The organism is Endothiovibrio diazotrophicus (assembly GCF_054657215.1).
The window spans coordinates 1-15,837 of record NZ_BAAHXB010000128.1 but is presented as its reverse complement, the minus strand read 5'-3'; the positions used below and the strand labels follow the sequence as shown (position 1 = coordinate 15,837).

The following is a 15,837-nucleotide window of genomic DNA, read 5'->3' as shown; positions in this document are numbered from 1 at the left end:
GCTGCTGGAACTCTCCGGCGAGTTGATCGGATATGCCGCCTTTCACGACCATCCCGACAATTCCCGACATATCTTTGGCGTGGAGGTGCACCCGGCCCATCGACAACGGGGCCTTGCAACGTTCATGGTGGAGAGGATCCTGGAACGCACGCGCGACGAGGGCATTGAGCGTTTGCGCATCGGAGGCGGCAACAACCGCGGAACGAACGCGATCCACGAGGAGATTGGCGCAAGAGGACGCGCCTTATGCATCATCAAGGAACCCGGCAATTGGATCAGAATTCTACGGCATGGCGAAATCGATTGAAGAACATTCGGACAGTAGGACACCTATCCTGCGAATATCATTAACAGTGTGAATTTACATTTTTTTCGTTCTTGGAGAACATGTAGCGAGTTGACTTTTCCCCGCCCGGCAGGCTGTATTGGGCGCTATGAAGAAGTTGAAGATCTGCCTCATCAATCCGCGCTTCGAACCCTCCTACTGGGGTTTCGATTACGCCTTGCCGCTCTATCCCGGAGATGTCCGCTGCACCATGGTCACCGGTGCCTTGCCCCACCTCGCGGGGCTCACGCCGGGGCACGAGGTTCGCCTGCTCGACGAAAATGTCGAGCCTTTGGATTTCGAGCTTCTAAAAGGCTACGACATCGTCGGTGTGACCGGCATGAACGTGCAGAAGGAGCGCATGCGGGAGATTCTCCTCGGGCTGCGCGAGCGATCGATCTTCACCGCCGTGGGCGGCGCCTACGCATCGGTGGACGAGGGGTATTTCGATGGCCTTTGTGACGTGCTCTTCTCCGGCGAGGCCGATACCACGTGGCCCGCGTTCATCGAGCAGTTTGCCGCCGGGAACCCCTATGAAAGCGTCTACCGGCAGGCGCAGCCAACCGACATGGGCGCCCTGCCACCGCCCAGGTTCGACCTGCTCCAGGTAAGACGCTACGCGACGGGCTCCATTCAATTTTCGCGTGGCTGTCCGTTCCGCTGCGAGTTCTGCGACATCATCGTCACCTTCGGGCGTCGCCCGCGGATGAAACGCCCGGAGCAGATCATTGAGGAACTCGATCGACTGCGCGAACTGGGCTTCCTCGCGGCGTTTATCGTCGACGACAACTTCATCGGCAACAAGCGGGCGGCGAAGGAGCTGCTGCGCGCAATCGTCGCCTGGCAACGGCGGCACGCCTATCCGCTGCGCCTGAATACGGAGACGACGATCAATCTCGCCGATGACGAGGAGCTGCTCGACCTGCTCTACGAGGCCAATTTCCGTTCGGTGTTCATTGGGATCGAGACGCCGCGCAAGGAGTCGCTCGAGGAGACGAAGAAATTCCACAATGTCTCGGCCGACGGCATCGAGTCGCGGCTGACGCGTATCCAGAACGCCGGCATCGATATCAATGCCGGCTTCATCGTCGGTTTCGATCACGACGATGAGTCGATCTTCGACGACCAGTTCCGCTTTATCCAGGACAACGGGATCCTGCTGGCGATGGTCGGCATGCTCACGGCCATACCGAAGACCCCGCTGTATGAGCGTTTGCAGCAAGAAGGGCGACTGCGGCTGCATGATTTCAACTGCAACTATGTGCCGAAGCAGATGACCCCGGAGCAGTTGCAGCAGGGCTATTGGGATCTTCTGCGCAGGCTCTATGCCCCGGAGGCCTTTCTCGAACGCTATTTCAGGATCTACGCCTATCCGCAGTTCCGCCGACGCCGGGCGTCGATCGTCGCCAAGGGGAGCCGGCAGCGGAAGATCCCGACGCTGGTCTACGGGTTGTTGTTGACGTGGAATCTGTTCTGGACGCTGGTTCGCGAAAGGCAGTTGCGCAACTTGGGAACCGTATATTGGCGGTATTTTTGGCGACAGCGGCGGCTTTACCAGAAGGGGGTCTTCGGCTTTGCGCAGTTCGTCAACCGTTGCGTTACCCACTGGCACTTCTGGAAGTTCACCGAAGAGGGGACGAACGGCAGGTTGCGGATGTTCAATTCGGGTTAGCGGCCTGTTTTTCGTACTGGCGCTTTCTGCCGTTCCCGTCGCCGTTTTTGCGGTAGTCCGGGGCCACACCGTGTTTGCCGGCACGTATGAACTTCAACAGGTTGGCGACCTCGCCGACCTGCCCCAATTCGTTCTCCACCCGCGTCAGCGCATCCTGCCTGGAAAGTCCCTTGAGGAAGAGGGTCTTGTAGGCGGTACTCAGGGCCTGGATGCTCTCCCTGCTGAAATCCCGACGCTTGAGTCCGATGGTGTTGGGGCCGAAGAGCTTGCCGCGAACCCCGTGGGCCAGCATGTACGGAGGGATGTCCATGTTGTAGCCGCTGGCTCCGCCGAGGAAGGCGTAGTCGCCGATGCGCAGGTGTTGTTCGACGGCGGACATTCCCGAAATGACCACGCAATTCCCCACCTCCACATGACCGGCCAGGTTGACCGCGTTGGACAGAATGACCTCGTTGCCGATACGGCAGTCGTGGGCCACGTGGGAGTAGGCCATAAATAGGCCCCCGGAGCCGACGGTGGTCACACCGTGGCCCTGGACGGTACCCCGGTGCATGGTCGCGTGTTCACGGATCTCGTTGTCGTTCCCGATGAGCAGGGTGGTCTCCTCGCCCCGGTAACCCAGGTGTTGGGGGGCTCCGCCCAGGCAGGCGTGGGAGTGGATGTGGTTGCCGCTACCCAGGGTCACGTGCGACTTGATGTGCACGTAGGCGTCGAGGACGCAACCATCACCGATGGTGGTATGGGCCTCCACCAGGCAGAACGGTCCCACCGTGACACCCTCTCCCAAGCGGGCGGATGGATCCACGACGGCGGTCGGATGGATCGAAACATTCATCTGGAGAATCTCTTGGGGTAAACGGGGAGCGCGCGCGACGGGTTCCGTTGTGCTCTCGGCAATGGCTCCCGCACGCGCGACCTCCTGCATCCATGTAGCCGTTCCCGCCCTGCGCCGGACCACACCGGGGGGATCCCTGTAGGAAACCGGCGGAAGACCCAGGCTACCGCCCCCCCGCGGGCGTCCCCACCGCATCCAGCACCAGCGGCAGCTTCTCGCCACTCCCCACCACCACCACCTTGCTGTTGGGCGACTGCGACAGGTCGTGCAGCGCGCGGATCTCCAGCCACTTGAGCAGTTGCGGGGTGAGGTTGGAGCCGACCACCTCCTGGAACGCCTTCAGGCCGTCGGCCTCGATCTTCTGGCGCTTCACCTCGTCCTCCTGCTTGGCCAGCAGGTACTGGTAGGTGAGCGCGTCCTGCTGCGCCTTGAGCTTGTTCTCGATGGCGGCGTTGATCGAATCGGGCATCGCGACCTTCTCCACCACCACGTCCTCGAAGGCGAAGGGGAGGTTGGCAAACTCCTTGTGCGCCTCTTCGAGGATCAGGTCGTGCAGCGTATTGCGGGCGGTGGTGTAGAGCGCCTCGGGGGTGTAGTTGCCGATCACCTGGCGCACCGAGGAGTGGAAGGTGGGCAGGATCACCTCGTCGACGTAGTCGGCGCCGATGTGCAGCACCAGCTCCTTCAGCGCCTCGGGGCGGGGGTGGAAGATGGCGCTGACCCGCAGGTGGACGAACAGGCCGTTGTTGGTCAGCGCGTCCATCTCCACCGTGCGCTTCTGCTTGGTGACGTCGTAGATGTACATCTTGTTCCACGGCGCCACCACGTAGAGCCCCTCCTTGTAGACCCGGTCGGAGAGCGGCTCCTCCTCTTCCATGGCGCTGAACAGCAGCCCCGCCTGGCCGGGGTAGACGTAGATGAAGATCGAGGGGGCGAAGTAGACGATCAGGAACGCCAGGACGAACAGCAGCGAGACCAGCTTGACCTTGTGGTCGCGGAGTACGGCGAGCAGCTTCATGCGGATTCCTTCATGCGGAAACGGTGCCGGCGTCGAGTTTCACCACCCGGTCGGCGACGTGGAAATACTTTTCGTCGTGGGAGACGGCGATGACGGTCTTGCCCGCGGCCTTCAGCCGGGGCAGGTGGGTCTCGTAGAAGTAGCGCCGGAAGGCGGGATCGAGGTCGGCGGCCACCTCGTCGAGGATCAGGATCGGACGCGCCTCCAGTTCGGCGCAGATCAGCGCGAGGCGCTTGCGCTGGCCGGAGGAGAGGTGCAGGTTGCCGAAGCGGCCGTCGGACCAGGGGACCTTGCCCGTCAGCTCCATGGCGCGCAGCCCCTCCTCCAGCCCCGCCTCGTCCGGCGTGCCGTGGCCGTAGAAGCGGTCGAACAGGTAGTAGTCGGGGAACAGCACCGCGAACTGGTTGCGGTAGTCGGCGTAGTTCTCCGCATCGATGAGGTGGCTGCCGAGGTGGAGGCTCCCCTCCTTCGGCGCGTAGAGCCCCGCCAGCAGCTTGAGCAGGGTGGTCTTGCCGCTGCCGTTGCCGCCGACGATGAACAGCAGCTCGCCCGGCGGGATCTCCAGCGAGAGGGGCCCCAGGGTGAAGGCGCGCGGACCGTTCCCCTCACCGCTCTCCTCATAGTCGAAACAGACCCCCTCCAGGCGGATGCTCCGCTCCTCCGTGGGCAGATGCGCGAAGCGACCGTGGTAGGGAGCGTCGCCGTCTTGCGCTTCCTCCAGGCTCCGCTCCAGGTCCTGCAACGCCCCCACCGCCCGTTCCGCCTTGAGGATCAGCGGGATCGCCTGCACGATGCGCGTCGCCGAGCCGTAGGAGAAGAGCACCACCACCGCCACCTGCAGGGTGGTGGCGTGGCTGATGCCGCCGAGCCGCGGCAGCAGGAAGATCATCGCCGCCACCAGGATGTAGTAGAAGGACTGGATGAAGACCGCGTTGGCGGTCAGGTTCCCCTCGGCGCGCACCCGCGCCTCATAGGCCGCATCACCGACCGGGCGGATATGGTTGTCGAGCAGGTCCGCCCCCTTGCGCCGGCTCACCTTGATCTCCTTGAAGCCCTCGACGAAGGCGGTAAAGAGCGCCTTGAAGCGCTCCTCAAGAGTGCCCGCCTCGCGCAGCAGCGGGCGCAGGCGGTCGAAGTTGACGCTGTAGACGAAGAGGCCGAAGGCGTAGAAGGCCGCGACCACCAGCAGCGCGGTGCCCGAGAGATAACCGATGTAGACGAAGCAGAAGAGGATCATCACCCAGGCGGCGCCGACCCCGGCGAGGCCCTTGGAGGTCTCCAGGATGAGGTCGGTGTTGGTGTGCAGCGTGGTGTGGATGCGCCCCTTGCCGAGGCGCTCGAAGTGGATCAGCGCGGCGTGCTGGAGCTTGCCGGCGATGCCGGTGTAGAGGGCGAAGATGCGCCCCTCGGTGAGGGCCACGGTGCGCGAGGTGGAGAAGTGGGAGGCGAGGGCGTAGGCGCCGAGCACCAGCAGGAACATCAACAGGTAGCGCAGATTGAGGTGGTCTGCGGCGATGGCGCCGGCCGCCTGGTTGAGGATCACCACGATGGCACCCTGCATCAACCCCGCCACCAGCGCGGCGAAGAGGATCGTCGCCCAGGCGCCGGGTTCTTCGCGGATGAACAGGCGGTAGAGGTTGGAGCGGGTCAGGTCGAGCATGGGAGGAAGGATTCCCGCGGCCGGGAGAGGAGTTGATCGTCGCTCCATTGTCCGAAGGCTTGCCGGGATGGGCAACCCGGCAAAAGTGAAGATTGGGGGTGGCGACGGAGGGAGGTACGCCGGCCGGAAGGCGGTGCGCCTCGTGCCTCGGCACACGTTCCCACTTCCCGGCCTTGGACAATCTTCACCGCTCCGTAGGGTGGATAAGCGATAGCGCATCCACCACTCACGTAGCCGGAAGAGACACTCCCCACCGGATGGCCGCTGCCCTCGTTCCGGTGGATGCGCTAGCGCTTATCCACCCTACGTAAGGCGCTTGGACAAGGAGCGGGGAGAGAGATGCCGCACGCTCCCATAGGGCGCCCCGCGGGCGCCGTGCCAAACGAAGGCACCTCCCGCGTGGACACGCCGCGGCGCCCGCGGGGCGCCCTATGTATCTTCGTGCCCGATAAGAACCAAAGCCCGCCTCAATTGGCGTTGTGCAGCCCGATCTCCTCGTTTTCGGCGACGTCGCGGGTGCTCTTGGCATCGTCGGCGCGCAGCTGCTTGAGGTGGTCGAGGTAGGACTCGCCGACCCCGGTGACGTACTCGCCGTTGAAGCAGGAACAATCAAAGTTGACCAGCCTGTCGTTCTCCTCGTGGACCGCCGCCACCAGGTCCTCGATGTCCTGGTAGACCAGCCAGTCGGCGCCGATTTCACGCGCCACCTCCGCCTCGGTGCGCCCGTGGGCGATCAGCTCCTCGGGCACCGGCATGTCGATGCCGTAGACGTTGGGATAGCGCACCGCGGGCGCTGCGGAGGCGAAGTAGACCTTGCGCGCGCCGGCGTCGCGGGCCATCTGCACGATCTGCGCGGAGGTGGTGCCGCGGACGATGGAGTCGTCCACCAGCAGCACGTTCTTGCCGCGGAACTCCACGTCGATGGCGTTGAGCTTCTGGCGCACCGACTTCTTGCGCATCTTCTGACCGGGCATGATGAAGGTGCGGCCGATATAGCGGTTCTTGATGAACCCCTCGCGGTGGACCACATCGAGGCGGTAGGCCAGCTCCATCGCCGCGGTGCGCGAGGTGTCGGGGATGGCGATCACCACGTCGATGTCGTGGTCGGGATATTTGCGCAGGATCTTCTCCGCCAGCTTGGTGCCCATGCGCAGCCGCGCCTTGTGCACCGAGACCTGGTCGATCACCGAGTCGGGGCGGGCCAGGTAGACGTATTCGAAGATGCAGGTGTGGTAGTCGGACTTCTCGGCACACTGGCGCATGTGCATCTGGCCGTCGAGGCCGATGAACACCGCCTCGCCCGGCTCCACGTCGCGCAGCAGGTGGTAGCCCTGGGCGTCGAGTGCGACGCTCTCCGAGGCGACCATGTACTCCGGCCGGCCGTCTTCGCCCAGGCGGGTGCCGAAGACCAGCGGGCGGATGCCGTGGGGGTCGCGGAAGGCGACGATGCCGTAGCCGGTGATCATCGCCACCGCGGCGTAGGCCCCCTGGACCCGCTTGTGGACCCCGGCGATCGCCTCGAAGACATCGCTCTCGTCGATGCGCAGCTTGCCGGCCTTGGCCAGTTCGTGGGCGAAGACGTTGAGCAGGATCTCGGAGTCCGAGGAGGTGTTGATGTGGCGCAGATCCTCGCGGTAGAGGTCATCCTTGAGCTGCTCGGCGTTGGTCAGGTTGCCGTTGTGGGCCAGCGAGATGCCGTAGGGGGAGTTGACGTAGAAGGGTTGCGCCTCGGCGGAGCTGGAGCAGCCGGCGGTGGGGTAGCGGACATGGCCGATCCCCATGCTGCCGGCCAGCCGACGCATGTGGCGGGTATGGAAGACGTCGCGCACCAGGCCGTTGGTCTTGCGCAGGAAGAGCTGCTCCCCGTCGCAGGTGACGATGCCGGCGGCGTCCTGTCCGCGGTGCTGGAGAACGGTGAGACCATCGTAGAGGTCCTGGTTGACCGGGCCGTTGGCGACGATGCCGATGATTCCGCACATGGTTCAAACACTCACTCAATAGACGATGTAGGAGGCCACCTCGGGGGGGAGGTAACCACGCATCCAGAGGGCCAGTTCCTGGAAGTGGTGGAGCAGCTGGGACTGGTGCCACCAGGGGTCGCGGGGCACCGGGGTGAGGCCGGCCAGCAGCACGATGATCGCCACCACGGCGACCCCGCGGACGATGCCGAAGACCAGCCCGAGCATGCGATCGGTACTGGAGAGACCGGTCTTCTCCACCAGTTGCCCCATCAGGTAGTTGACCAGCCCCCCGACCAACAGGGTGGCGACGAAGAGCACGGCGAAGGCCACCACCACCCGCACCGAGGGGGTGGAGATGGTGTTGGCGAGCAGCCGCGCGCCCTGGTCGCAGAAGGCGAAGGCGACCCAGAAGGCGGCGGCCCAGGCAACCAGCGAGAGCGTCTCCTTGACGTAGCCGCGGAACAGGCTGAGCACCGCCGAGACGGCGATGATCGTGAGGATGACGTAGTCGGCCCAGTTCATGCTCACCATCGCTGCCGCCTCATTGGTGCTTGACCACGAAGCCCTTGATCTTCTTCTCCGCCGCCAGCCGCTTCATCAACGCGAGGGCCCGCGCCTTTTCCAGCTCGGGACCGACCCGCACCTTGAAGTAGTGGCTGCCGCCGGAGGGATCGACCACGTAAGCGGCGAAGTGGGCCTTGCGCAGGCGGTCGCGGAAGTGGAACGCCTTCGCCTTCTCGGTGAAGCTGCCCACCTGGACCGACCAGGAGACCGGCGAGGCGGCGGTCGGGTTGGCCGCGCTCTTGGCGGCGGGCTTGGGAGAAGGCTTGGGCGAGGGCTTGGATTGGGGGGCGGGAGCGGACCGGGCGGTGCCCTCGGGCGCCGGCGGTGCCGCGGCCGGCGGTGTTTCCCGGCCCCGCGTCTCGCCCTCCACCGGCAGCACGGTGGACGGGGCACTGCTCAGGGAGAGGGTCGGCGGAACGTGGGTGGGGGTCGGCTCCACGGGCATACCGCGGGGAATCGCCCCGCCCTCGCCGACCGGCGGCCCGTTGAGCACCATCGGCAGGAAGATCACCGCCAGGGCCACCAGCACCACCGCGCCGACCAGCCGTTGCTTTATCTGCTGTTCCATGAAGAAGGAGATGAGAGGAGCCCGCGGGGAAAGGGGCCATTATACGCCGACGCGGAGAGCCTCCGCCACGGTATGGAACGAACCGAACACCACCACCCGGTCGCCGGCCCGCGCCGCGGCGCGGGCCGCGGCGATCGCCTCGGCCACCCCGCCGAAGGAGCCCTCCACCGGAACACCCATGCGCGCGACCAGGGTCGCCGCATCGAGCCCGCGCGGCACCGCGAGCCCGGCGACGAACCAATCATCGACCGCCACCGCCATCTCGGCGACCGTCCCGGCCGCGTCCTTGTCCCCGAGCATCGCCACCACCGCCAGGGTACGGCCGGCCACCGGCTCGGCGCATAGCGCCTCGGCCAGGGCGCGGGCGGCGTGGGGATTGTGGCCGACATCGACGATCCACTGCACCCCCGCCACGGTTCGCCGCTGAAAGCGTCCCGGCAGGCTCACCGCCGCCATCCCCTGCTCGACCGCGTCGCGGGAGGGCCGCAACGTCGGCGGCAGCGCCGCCAGGGCGGTCAGGGCGGTGGCGGCATTGGTCAACTGGAAGGTTCCATCGAGGGCCGGCAGGGGGAGCCCCCGCCACGTCCCCTGCGGGCCGATCCAATCCCACCCCCCCTCCCGCCGCTCCGCACGGAAGTCGCCGCCGATCCGCTGGAGCCGCGCCCCGATCGCCCGGGCGTAATCGAGCAGACTCCGCGGCGGCTCGGGATCGCCGCACACTGCCGGCCGGCCGCCGCGGAAGATCCCCGCCTTCTCCCGGCCGATCGCCTCGCGATCCTCCCCCAGCCATGCCTGGTGATCGATGCCCACCGAGGTGACCACCGCAACGTCCGGGTCGAGCACGTTGACCGCGTCGAGCCGCCCCCCCAGCCCCACCTCCAGCACCGCCACCGCCACCCGACGCTCGGCGAACAGGACGAACGCCGCCAGGGTGCCGAACTCGAAGTAGGTGAGGGATATCTCGCCGCGGGCCCGATCGACCCGCTCGAAGGCGCGACACAGTGCCTCGTCGGTCACCTCCACGCCGTCGATGACGATGCGCTCGTTGTAGCGCAGCAGGTGCGGCGAGCGGTAGACCCCGACCCGGCGACCGTCGGCACGCAGGATGGCATCGACGAAGGCGCACACCGACCCCTTGCCGTTGGTGCCGCCGACGGTGACCACGGCGAAACCGGGGTCGCCTAGCCCCAGCGCCTCGACCACCCGCGCCACCCGTTCCAGGCCCAGCTCGATCTCCGCGGGATGGAGCGTCTCCTGCCAGGCGAGCCAATCGTCGAGGGATTCAAAGCGCATGGGGGGTCACTAGTGAAGCTCTGGAAGGAGACGCAGAGAACGCAGAGACGCAGAGGACGCAGAGGAGAGAGGGAATGTGAGGAAATCCATCGGCCGACTTCACGCCCGAAGCAACCCTCTTCTTCTTTGCGCTCTCTGCGTCTCTGCGTTCTCTGCGTCGATCAACCGCCGCAAAAAAGGACTACGGCGCGGGCCGGTGGGTGAGGATGGTGAGCAGGTTGGCGAGGCGGTCGCGCATCTCGCGGCGGTCGACGATCATGTCCACCGCCCCCTTCTCCTGCAGGAACTCGGCCCGCTGGAACCCCTCCGGCAGGGTCTCGCGGACGGTCTGCTCGATCACCCGCGGGCCGGCGAAGCCGATCAGTGCGTTGGGCTCGGCCACGTTGACGTCGCCGAGCATCGCCAGGGAGGCGGAGACGCCACCCATGGTGGGGTCGGTGAGCACCGAGACGAAGGGGATGCCGGCGGCGCGCAGCCGCGCCAGGGCGGCGGAGGTCTTGGCCATCTGCAGCAGCGAGATCAGCGCCTCCTGCATGCGCGCCCCGCCCGAGGCGGAGAAGCAGATCAGCGGGCACTCGTGATCCAGGGAGGTATTGACCGCGCGAACGAAACGCTCGCCCACCACCGAACCCATGGAGCCGCCCATGAAGCGGAACTCGAAGGCGGCCACCACCAGCGGCAGCCCCTTCAACTGGCCGCGCATCACCACCAGGGCATCCTTCTCGTCGGTGCTCTTCTGGGCCACGGCGAGGCGGTCCTTGTACTTCTTGGTGTCGCGGAACTTGAGCACGTCCACCGGCTCCAGATTGGCGCCGATCTCGGTGCGCGGCTCGGCGTCGAGGAACAGGTCGAGCCGCCGGCGGGCGCCGATCCGCTGGTGGTGGTCGCATTTCGGGCAGACCTCCAGATTGCGCTCCAGCTCGGCGCGGTAGAGCACCTGATCACATTCGGGACACTTGCTCCACAACCCCTCGGGGACGGTACGTTTGGCCTTCGCCTCCACCCGGATGGCGGCGGGGAGCAGTTTCTGGAACCAGTTCATTCACTCTTCCGTATCAGATGTTCGTCAATGCTTGCCACGGAGCCACGGAGAACACGGAGTCGATCCGACCGCACAATCCAATCTCCGTGCCCTCCGTGGCTCCGTGGCCAATCCCCTATTCGCCCATGGCGGCGCGCATCTCGCGCAGGATGGCACCCACCTCCGCGTTGATATTTTCGGGGGTCTCGGCGTTGGCCTCCAGCCGGCGCACCAGGGCGCTGCCGACCACCACCGCATCGGCCACCGCCGCCACCGCCTTGGCCGAGGCGGCATCCTTGATACCGAAGCCGACCCCCAGGGGGAGCGCACTCAGCTCGCGGATCTCCGCCAGTTTCGCCTCCACCGAGGCGACGTCCAGATTGGCCGCGCCGGTCACCCCCTTGAGGGAGACATAATACATGAAGCCGCTGGCCAGGGCGGCGATCCGCTCGATGCGCGAGCGGTCGGAGGTGGGGGCGATCAGGAAGATCGGATCGAGCCCCTTGGCGTGCAGCGCCTCGGTCAGCCCGTGCCCCTCCTCCGGCGGCAGGTCGACGGTAAGCACCCCGTCGACACCGGCCTCCAGCGCGCTGGCGGCGAAGGCGTCATAGCCGATCACCTCCACCGGGTTGAGGTAGCCCATCAGCACCACCGGGGTGGCGTCGTCCTTGGTGCGGAATTCGCGCACCATCTCCAGCACCCGGCGCAGCCCCACCTTGTGGGCCAGCGCCCGCTCGCAGGCAGCCTGGATCACCGGGCCGTCGGCCATCGGGTCGGAGAACGGCACCCCCAGCTCGATGATGTCGGCACCGGCCGCCACCAGCTCGTGCATCAGCGGCACGGTCACTTCCGGGTTGGGGTCACCGGCGGTAACGTAGGGGATCAGCGCCTTGCGGCCGGTGGCCTTGAGGTCGTCGAAGCGTTGTGCGATGCGGCTCATACCTTAATACCTTCCAGCTCGGCGACGGTGTGGATGTCCTTGTCGCCGCGGCCCGACAGATTGACCACCAGGATCTGCTCGCGGTCCATGGTGGGGGCCAGCTTGGCCGCATAGGCCAGGGCGTGGCTCGACTCCAGCGCGGGGATGATCCCCTCGGTGCGGGTCAGGGTGTGGAAGGCGGCCAGCGCCTCGTCGTCGGTGGCGGCGACGTAGGTGGCCCGCCCGGTGTCCTTCAGCCAGGCGTGCTCGGGGCCGACGCCGGGGTAGTCGAGGCCGGCGGAGATGGAGTGGGTCTCCATGATCTGGCCGTCCTCGTCCTCCATCAGGTAGGTGCGGTTGCCGTGGAGCACGCCGGGCTTGCCGGCACACAGCGGCGCGGCATGCTCGCCCGACTCGACGCCGTGGCCGCCGCCCTCGACGCCGTAGAGCTGCACCTCGCGGTCCTCCAGGAACGGGTAGAACAGTCCCATGGCGTTGGAGCCGCCGCCGACGCAGGCGACCAGGGCATCGGGCAGCCGCCCGGTCATCTCCTGGATCTGGGCCTTGGCCTCGCGGCCGATGATCGCCTGGAAGTCGCGCACCATCGCCGGGTAGGGGTGGGGCCCGGCCACCGTGCCGATGATGTAGAAGGTGTTGTCGACGTTGGTCACCCAGTCGCGCATCGCCTCGTTCAGCGCGTCCTTCAAGGTCTTCGAGCCGGAGGTGACCGAATGGACCTGGGCGCCCAGCAGGCGCATGCGGTAGACGTTGATCTTCTGCCGCTCGATGTCCTCGGCGCCCATGTAGACCACGCACTCCATGCCCATCCGTGCGCACACCGTGGCGGTGGCCACGCCGTGCTGGCCGGCACCGGTCTCGGCGATGATCCGCCGCTTGCCCATGCGCTTGGCGAGCAGTGCCTGACCGATGCAGTTGTTCACCTTGTGGGCGCCGGTGTGGTTGAGATCCTCGCGCTTGAGGTAGATCTGCGCCCCGCCCAGCTCGCGCGACCAGCGCTCGGCGTGATAGAGCGGCGAGGGGCGGCCGACGAAGTGGGTCAGGTCCCAATCCAGCTCGCGGATGAACTCCGGGTCCTTGACGTACCGCTCGTACGCCTCCTTCAGCTCGTTGATCGCCCCCATCAGGGTCTCGGCGGCGAAGATCCCGCCGTAGGGACCGAAATGGCCGTTGGCGTCCGGCAGGTCGCTCAGTCGTACAGTCTCACTCGACACGGTATACCCCTCTCATGAACGCCTCGATCTTGGCGGCGTCCTTAATCCCCTTGGCCGCCTCCACACCGCTGGAGGCGTCCACCGCGAAGGGGCGCGCGACGCGCACCGCCTCCGCCACGTTTTCCGGCGCCAGCCCACCGGCCAGGATCAGCGGCAGCCCGAGGTCATCAGGCACCCGCGACCAGTCGAAGGACTCGCCGCTGCCGCCGGGCATCGCCGGATGGTAGGTATCCAGCAGCAGCCCGGCGGCGTGATGAAACCGTTCCGCCTCCGCCGTCGGCTCCACCCCCTCCTTCATCGACACCGCCTTGATGTAGGGGCGGTCGAAGGAGCGGCAGAACTCGGGGGATTCACCGCCGTGGAACTGGAGCAGGCCCAGCGCCACCGCCTCGCAGGTGGCTTGCACCTCCTCGGCCGACGGGTCGACGAAAAGACCGACCACTGTAACAAAAGGCGGCAGCGCCTGCACGATGGATCGGGCCTGTTCGACGGTGACCGCCCGCGGGCTCTTGGCATAGAAAACCAGGCCGATGGCATCCGCCCCGGCGCTGGCCGCGGCCAGCCCGTCCTGGACGCGGGTGATCCCGCAGATCTTTGTTCGTGTTCGCATATCGACTCCAGGCCGTGCCACCGATACCGCTTTGCCACTCGTTCAAGGCAGCACCTCGAAGAAACGGCGCATTATTAAAACGAAAAGCAAAAAGGGGAACGAAGGGCGAGAAGTGCAAAGAGGATGCGCTTGAGCCGGCGGTGGTGAATTTCCCGCCTGTAGGAGCGGCCCCGAGGCCGCGATGGCGCCCTTTCCGTTCCTACCGCGAACCGTATCGAGGCATCCCACTCCGATGCAATCGCGGCCTGAGGGCCGCTCCTACGGAAAGCCGAGGGCCGGCCCGGGATGGCCACGCACAACTCCGACAGCCTCCTTCTCGCCCTCCGTTCCCCTTCTTGCCCTTCGTATTGAAACGAACCGCCGAAAGAGTCCCCGCCGCCGCCCCCTGACTCAACCGAACACCGGCGGTGGCGGAGGCGCCGGGAGATCGTAGTCATCGTAGCCAACGGAGACCAGGTAGAGGCCGTCGGGTGGTGCGGTGACGCCGCCCAAGGTACGGTCGCGCACCGCCAGCAGTTCGTCGACCCACTCCGGCTCCCGTTTGCCCTCGCCGATCTCCATCAACACGCCGGCGATGTTGCGCACCATGTGGTGGAGGAAGGCATTGGCCTCCACGTCCAGGTAGATGAAATCCCCGCTGCGAGTCACCTCGGCCCGCAACATCGTGCGCACCGGACTCTTCGCCTGGCAGCCCTGAGCGCGGAAGGAGGAGAAGTCGTGCTCCCCCAGCAGGCGTGCCGCAGCGGCAGCCATCCGCCCCTCGTCCAGCGGGAAGCGGTGAGCGACCACTCGCCGGCGCAGGATCGCCGAACCGATCCAGCGGTTGAGGATCACGTAGCGGTAGGCGCGGCGGCGGGCGGAGAAGCGGGCGTGAAAGTCATCGTCCACCGGCCGTGCCCAGTGGACGCGCACATCCTCCGGGAGATTGGAGTTGCCCCCCAGGATCCAGGAGCGGGGCGCACGCCCGGCGCCGGTCTCGAAATGGACCACCTGACCGACGCCGTGGACTCCGGTATCGGTACGACCGGCGCAGAAGAGGTGGATCGGCTCCGCCGCCACCTTGGCGAGCGCCCGTTCCAGCTCAGTCTGCACGGCGCGCACCCCGGGCTGTTGGGTCTGCCAACCATGAAACCCGCTGCCGTCGTATTCGATGCCCAGGGCGATTCTCATGAAGCCTAGAACTTGTCCGCGAACACCACCAAAAAGGGACGGGCCTCAGCCCGTCCCCACCATCGCATGGGCAACAAGGGAAAACCGCAGAGGAAGTTCTTCTTTCGCGAGCCCTTAAAGCATCTCCTGAGCCTGACGCCGCTGCACCTCGGTGCCTTCCGCCATCACCTCTTCGAGCAGTGCCCGCGCGCCCTCCTCGTCCCCCATGCCAATGAAGGCGCGGGCGAGATCGAGCTTGTTGGCCACCTCATCGACGTCGGAGGGAAGCCCCCCCTCCTCATCCAGCTCGAGGCCGCCATCAGGAAAACCGGACCCCGTCCCGGCATCGCCTGCCGAAAATGCGTCGAGCGGGGGGGCCGACACGGTGTCGAGGACCAGGGGCTGATCCCCTCCTTCCTCATGGATCTCCGCGCCCGGGTCACCGTCGGGGAGATCGAGGGTCACCCCCTCGTCGACATCATCCCCCTCCCCCATCCCCAGATCGAGCCCCAGGTCCAGATCCAGATCCGGCAGCTCGCCCTCTTCGCCCCCCTCGCCGATGCCCTCCCCTGTCAGATCGAGGGTAGCGTCTTCATCGCCCGAATCCTGCTCCAATCCGCCGAGGTCCAGCGCCATCGTCGCCTCCTCGACCGACGACTCGTCGCCGAGCTCCAGGGAGGCGGGCATCTCTTCCGCGCCGAGGTCCAACGACAGGGTATCCGCCTCGACCGACAACTCGTCCCCCAGATCCAGAACGGGGATCTCACCCTCGGTGAAGTCGTCCATCCCCAGGTCCAGCGACATCGCCTCGTCGTCGTCCGCCGACGACGCGCCCAGATCCAGCGGGGTCATCTCCTCTTCGGCGGACTCGTCCATCCCCAGGTCCAGCGACATCGCCTCGTCGTCGTCTGCCGACGACGCGCCCAGATCCAGCGGGGCCACCTCCTCTTCGGCGGTCTCGTCCATCCCCAGGTCCAGCGACATCGCCTCGTCGTCGTCCGCCGACGACG

The 15,837-nt window shown here is 66.3% G+C and carries 15 protein-coding genes; 2 read left to right on the top strand and 13 right to left on the bottom strand.

What is annotated here, in order from left to right; all coding sequences use genetic code 11:
• A partial coding sequence (locus ACYQ2W_RS22255; protein ID WP_459872396.1) for a GNAT family N-acetyltransferase occupies positions 1 to 307 on the top strand: 307 nt, incomplete at its 5' end.
• Positions 308 to 434: 127 nt separating this feature from the next.
• Complete coding sequence (locus ACYQ2W_RS22250; RefSeq protein ID WP_459872393.1) at positions 435 to 1,997, top strand: B12-binding domain-containing radical SAM protein; 1,563 nt, start codon at positions 435 to 437, stop codon at positions 1,995 to 1,997.
• On the opposite strand, the gene lpxA is transcribed toward ACYQ2W_RS22250, so the two are convergent.
• The 13 genes from lpxA to ACYQ2W_RS22185 form a co-directional block, all read right to left on the bottom strand.
• Positions 1,984 to 2,832 (bottom strand): acyl-ACP--UDP-N-acetylglucosamine O-acyltransferase, encoded by an 849-nt coding sequence (lpxA, locus tag ACYQ2W_RS22245; RefSeq protein WP_459872390.1) that lies wholly within the window; start codon positions 2,830 to 2,832, stop codon positions 1,984 to 1,986. The genes ACYQ2W_RS22250 and lpxA overlap by 14 nt on opposite strands.
• 163 nt (positions 2,833 to 2,995) lie before the next feature.
• The gene (locus ACYQ2W_RS22240) at positions 2,996 to 3,850 is read right to left on the bottom strand and encodes a prohibitin family protein (protein ID WP_459872387.1); all 855 of its coding nucleotides are present in this window, start codon (positions 3,848 to 3,850) and stop codon (positions 2,996 to 2,998) included.
• Between the two features lie 10 nt (positions 3,851 to 3,860).
• A complete protein-coding gene (locus tag ACYQ2W_RS22235) occupies positions 3,861 to 5,510 on the bottom strand; it encodes a cyclic peptide export ABC transporter (RefSeq protein WP_459872384.1) in 1,650 nt (549 codons plus the stop codon).
• 467 nt (positions 5,511 to 5,977) lie between these two features.
• A complete protein-coding gene (purF, locus tag ACYQ2W_RS22230; protein ID WP_459872381.1) occupies positions 5,978 to 7,489 on the bottom strand; it encodes an amidophosphoribosyltransferase in 1,512 nt (503 codons plus the stop codon).
• A 15-nt stretch (positions 7,490 to 7,504) separates the two neighbouring features.
• Positions 7,505 to 8,002, bottom strand: a complete 498-nt coding sequence (locus ACYQ2W_RS22225; protein ID WP_459872378.1) for a CvpA family protein — start codon at positions 8,000 to 8,002, stop codon at positions 7,505 to 7,507.
• A 10-nt stretch (positions 8,003 to 8,012) separates the two neighbouring features.
• Positions 8,013 to 8,603 (bottom strand): SPOR domain-containing protein, encoded by a 591-nt coding sequence (locus ACYQ2W_RS22220; RefSeq protein WP_459872375.1) that lies wholly within the window; start codon positions 8,601 to 8,603, stop codon positions 8,013 to 8,015.
• A 39-nt stretch (positions 8,604 to 8,642) separates the two neighbouring features.
• On the bottom strand, positions 8,643 to 9,896 hold the full coding sequence (folC, locus tag ACYQ2W_RS22215) for a bifunctional tetrahydrofolate synthase/dihydrofolate synthase (RefSeq protein ID WP_459872372.1): 1,254 nt from the start codon (positions 9,894 to 9,896) through the stop codon (positions 8,643 to 8,645).
• Between the two features lie 181 nt (positions 9,897 to 10,077).
• On the bottom strand, positions 10,078 to 10,938 hold the full coding sequence (gene accD / locus ACYQ2W_RS22210; RefSeq protein ID WP_459872370.1) for an acetyl-CoA carboxylase, carboxyltransferase subunit beta: 861 nt from the start codon (positions 10,936 to 10,938) through the stop codon (positions 10,078 to 10,080).
• A gap of 115 nt (positions 10,939 to 11,053) precedes the next feature.
• A complete protein-coding gene (trpA, locus tag ACYQ2W_RS22205) occupies positions 11,054 to 11,857 on the bottom strand; it encodes a tryptophan synthase subunit alpha (RefSeq protein WP_459872368.1) in 804 nt (267 codons plus the stop codon).
• Positions 11,854 to 13,068 carry a tryptophan synthase subunit beta gene (gene trpB, locus ACYQ2W_RS22200; RefSeq protein WP_459872365.1) on the bottom strand — a complete coding sequence of 405 codons (1,215 nt, stop codon included), beginning with the start codon at positions 13,066 to 13,068 and terminating at the stop codon, positions 11,854 to 11,856. Before trpB ends, trpA begins: the two co-directional genes overlap by 4 nt.
• Complete coding sequence (locus ACYQ2W_RS22195) at positions 13,058 to 13,678, bottom strand: phosphoribosylanthranilate isomerase (RefSeq protein ID WP_459872362.1); 621 nt, start codon at positions 13,676 to 13,678, stop codon at positions 13,058 to 13,060. Before ACYQ2W_RS22195 ends, trpB begins: the two co-directional genes overlap by 11 nt.
• Before the next feature lie 390 nt (positions 13,679 to 14,068).
• Complete coding sequence (gene truA / locus ACYQ2W_RS22190; RefSeq protein WP_459872360.1) at positions 14,069 to 14,848, bottom strand: tRNA pseudouridine(38-40) synthase TruA; 780 nt, start codon at positions 14,846 to 14,848, stop codon at positions 14,069 to 14,071.
• A gap of 114 nt (positions 14,849 to 14,962) precedes the next feature.
• Positions 14,963 to 15,837: FimV C-terminal domain-containing protein (locus ACYQ2W_RS22185; protein ID WP_459872357.1), on the bottom strand; the 875-nt coding region annotated here is incomplete at its 5' end.

What these genes read in the sequence shown, in the direction of transcription:
- ACYQ2W_RS22235 (WP_459872384.1), bottom strand. Translation starts at nt 5,510, where the DNA reads ATGCTCGACCTGACCCGCTCCAACCTCTACCGCCTGTTCATCCGCGAA.
- lpxA (WP_459872390.1), bottom strand. Translation starts at nt 2,832, where the DNA reads ATGAATGTTTCGATCCATCCGACCGCCGTCGTGGATCCATCCGCCCGC.
- ACYQ2W_RS22250 (WP_459872393.1), top strand. Translation starts at nt 435, where the DNA reads ATGAAGAAGTTGAAGATCTGCCTCATCAATCCGCGCTTCGAACCCTCC.
- ACYQ2W_RS22225 (WP_459872378.1), bottom strand. Translation starts at nt 8,002, where the DNA reads ATGGTGAGCATGAACTGGGCCGACTACGTCATCCTCACGATCATCGCC.
- folC (WP_459872372.1), bottom strand. Translation starts at nt 9,896, where the DNA reads ATGCGCTTTGAATCCCTCGACGATTGGCTCGCCTGGCAGGAGACGCTC.
- accD (WP_459872370.1), bottom strand. Translation starts at nt 10,938, where the DNA reads ATGAACTGGTTCCAGAAACTGCTCCCCGCCGCCATCCGGGTGGAGGCG.
- ACYQ2W_RS22195 (WP_459872362.1), bottom strand. Translation starts at nt 13,678, where the DNA reads ATGCGAACACGAACAAAGATCTGCGGGATCACCCGCGTCCAGGACGGG.
- purF (WP_459872381.1), bottom strand. Translation starts at nt 7,489, where the DNA reads ATGTGCGGAATCATCGGCATCGTCGCCAACGGCCCGGTCAACCAGGAC.
- trpA (WP_459872368.1), bottom strand. Translation starts at nt 11,857, where the DNA reads ATGAGCCGCATCGCACAACGCTTCGACGACCTCAAGGCCACCGGCCGC.
- truA (WP_459872360.1), bottom strand. Translation starts at nt 14,848, where the DNA reads ATGAGAATCGCCCTGGGCATCGAATACGACGGCAGCGGGTTTCATGGT.
- ACYQ2W_RS22220 (WP_459872375.1), bottom strand. Translation starts at nt 8,603, where the DNA reads ATGGAACAGCAGATAAAGCAACGGCTGGTCGGCGCGGTGGTGCTGGTG.
- ACYQ2W_RS22240 (WP_459872387.1), bottom strand. Translation starts at nt 3,850, where the DNA reads ATGAAGCTGCTCGCCGTACTCCGCGACCACAAGGTCAAGCTGGTCTCG.